This is a genomic window from Bradyrhizobium sp. AC87j1, from assembly GCF_002936975.1.
Classification (GTDB): domain Bacteria; phylum Pseudomonadota; class Alphaproteobacteria; order Rhizobiales; family Xanthobacteraceae; genus Bradyrhizobium; species Bradyrhizobium shewense.
On the sequence record NZ_PTFE01000204.1, the window covers coordinates 1 to 3,090 of the forward strand.

The following is a 3,090-nucleotide window of genomic DNA, read 5'->3' on the forward strand; positions in this document are numbered from 1 at the left end:
ATCAGGACCTGCCGTTCGAGCAGGTGGTGGAGATCGTGCAGCCGCCCCGGGCTCTTGATCACACGCCGTTGTTGCAGGTGATGCTGGCCTGGGAGAACAATGCGGTTGGAGCATTGGACCTGCCGGGGCTGAGTGTCGAAGCTGCCGGGGACGAGCTTGATCAGGTCGAGTTCGATCTGGAGCTGAGCCTTGGCGAGCATGGCGAGGAGATCGCCGGAACGCTGGGTTATGCCACGGCGCTGTTTGATCAGGCGACGATCGAGCGGCAGCGTGGTTATCTGCTGGCGCTGCTGCGGGCGATGGCTGCCGATGCGCAGCAAGAGGTCCGCCGGATTGAGCTGCTCTCGGCTGCCGAGCGCACGTATCTGCTGGAGGAGCTGAACCGGACGGCGGCGCCGTATCCCGCGGAGCGGTGCATCCACGAGCTGTTCGAGACGCAGGTGCACAAGGCGCCGGATGCGGTGGCGGTCGTCTGCGAAGATGAGCGGCTGAGCTATGGCGAGTTCAATGCGCGGGCCAACCGCCTGGCACATCACCTGATCGCCGTTGGGGTCAAACCTGGGGATCGCATTGCCACTCTGCTGGACCGCTCCGTCGCTCTTCTGGTGGCGCAGCTGGCCATTCTGAAGGCCGGCAGCGTGTATGTACCGATCAATCGCGCCCTTCCGTCGGCGCGACAAGAATTGTTGATGGCCGATTGTGCTGCACGCTTGGTGCTTTGCGCTGATGATCTGGTTGAGGCGAGGATACCCGTTCGTGCTATTGAGCCGCTCATAGCTGGAACGGGATGTAGTTCCGATCCTGGGCTGGCGTTGAGCGCTGAAACTGCCGCTTACGTCATGTACACCTCCGGCTCAACTGGCCTTCCCAAAGGAGTTGTTGTTCCTCATCGTGCCGTCAACCGGCTCGTGATCAACAGTGGGTATGTGAAGATCGATGCAGGAGATCGGGTGGCATGGGCTGGCAATCCCGCCTTCGACGCAAGCACCTTCGAAGTATGGGCGCCGCTGCTTAACGGTGGTTGCATTGTTGTCATGCATGCCGCCACCGTCAGGGATACTCCTAGTTTTGCCCGGGCGATAGAGAAGCACGGCGTGACATCACTGTTTCTGACAACAGCATTATTCAACCAATATACATCATCGATTGCTCCGACGTTGGCGCAGCTGAAGTACCTCCTTTGTGGGGGTGATCGCGGTGATCTTGCCTCATTTCTGAGATTGCTGAAAGAAAAAGGCCGCGTACGTCTCATTCACTGCTACGGGCCCACCGAGACGACGACTTTCGCGACGATCTGGACTTGCCCGGCTGATTTCAATGGGGCGTTGGTCCCGATCGGGCGTCCAATCGCCAACACGCGGGTGTACCTGTTGGATGGCCATGGCGCGCCCGTGCCGTTCGGCGCGGTGGGCGAGCTTTACATTGGCGGGGCGGGGGTGGCACGGGGCTACCTGAACCGCCCTGAGCTGACAGCCGAGCGGTTCATCGCCAGTCCGTTTGTCGAGGGCGATCGGCTGTACCGGACCGGCGACCTTGCACGTTATCTGCCGGACGGCAATCTTGAGTTCCTGGGCCGTAACGACGATCAGGTGAAGATCCGCGGCTATCGCATCGAGCCGGGCGAGATCGTAGCAAAGCTTTGCGAGCACGCCTGGGTGCGCGAGGCGGTGGTGGTGGCGCGCCAGAACGGCGTCGGCGACAAGCATCTGATCGCCTATGTGGTCTGTGCGCCAGAGGCCGGCTCGGACGAGGGCGACGGAAGCGGGCTTGCGGGCGCCTTGCGCGCGCACTTAAGTGCGCGGCTGCCGGACTACATGGTGCCGAGTGCGTTCGTGCGACTGGCGGCGCTTCCGCTGACGGTGAACGGCAAGCTCGATCGGAACGCGCTGCCGGCGCCGGCCGATCAGGCCTATGCGCTGGCGGCCTATGAGGCGCCGCAAGGTGCGGTCGAGACGGCGCTGGCGCGGATCTGGGCCGAGCTCCTGGGTGTCGAGCGCATCGGGCGCAACGACCACTTCTTCGAACTGGGCGGCCACTCGCTCTTGGCCGTGCAGATGTCGAGCCGGCTGTCACAGGCTGTCGGGGTCGAACTGCCGTTGTCGACGCTGTTCGCAAGGCCAGTGCTGACTGACCTGGCGGCAAGCATCGTCGAGCTGTTGAGCCGCTGCGGTCCGCAAGAGCTACCGTCGATTGCAGCCGTGTCGCGTCATGAGCCGCTTGTGCTGTCGTTTGCGCAGCAGCGGCTATGGTTTTTGGCGCAACTGAACGAAGGCAGCACGAACTATCACATTCCGCTGACCTTGCGACTGCGCGGGATGCTCGACCGCAGCGCCTGGCAGCGCAGCCTTGACCGTGTGTTTGCGCGTCATGAGGCGCTGCGCAGTGTTTTTGACGCGACGCAGGGCAAGCCACGGGTTGAGGTTCTGCCCCCGGATGCGGGAATGCCGATAGTTGAGCACGATCTGCGGGAGAGATCGGATGCACAAGCGGCACTTTTGGATCTTCGCCATGAAGAGGGGCGCACGCCATTCGATCTTGCGCGCGGTCCGCTGATCCGCGGGCATCTGGTGCGGATGTCGGATGAGGAGCACGTCTTCCTGCTGACCCAGCATCACATCGTCTCGGACGGCTGGTCGATGGGCGTGCTGCTGCGTGAACTTAGCCAGCTTTACCGGGCGTTCGAGGCTGGGCAGGACGATCCTCTGCCGCCGCTTGCGATCCAGTATCCGGATTACGCCGCCTGGCAACGCCAATGGCTGTCGGGGGAACGGCTGCAGAAGCAGGCGCAGTATTGGCGCAGCGCCCTGGCAGGCACAGCCCGTCTTGTCTTGCCGACGGACCATGCGCGGCCTGCCCAGCAATCGTTTGCCGCGGCCACGGTTCCGGTCATCATCGATGCGGATTTGACGCGGGAGCTGAAGCAGCTGAGCCTGCAGCATGGCACGACGTTGTTCATGACGGTACTGGCGGCCTGGGCGGCGGTGCTGTCGCGTCTGTCGGGGCAGGACGATCTTGTGATTGGCGTGCCGAGCGCCAATCGGGGGCACCGGCAGATCGAAGAGCTGATCGGGTTCTTCGTCAACACCCTGG

Annotated in this window: 1 protein-coding gene; it reads left to right on the plus strand. The window is 63.0% G+C overall.

The genetic code is table 11. From position 1 onward, the window contains the following. On the plus strand, positions 1-3,090 hold a 3,090-nt coding region (locus tag CV770_RS40670; RefSeq protein ID WP_146101463.1), incomplete at both ends, for a non-ribosomal peptide synthetase.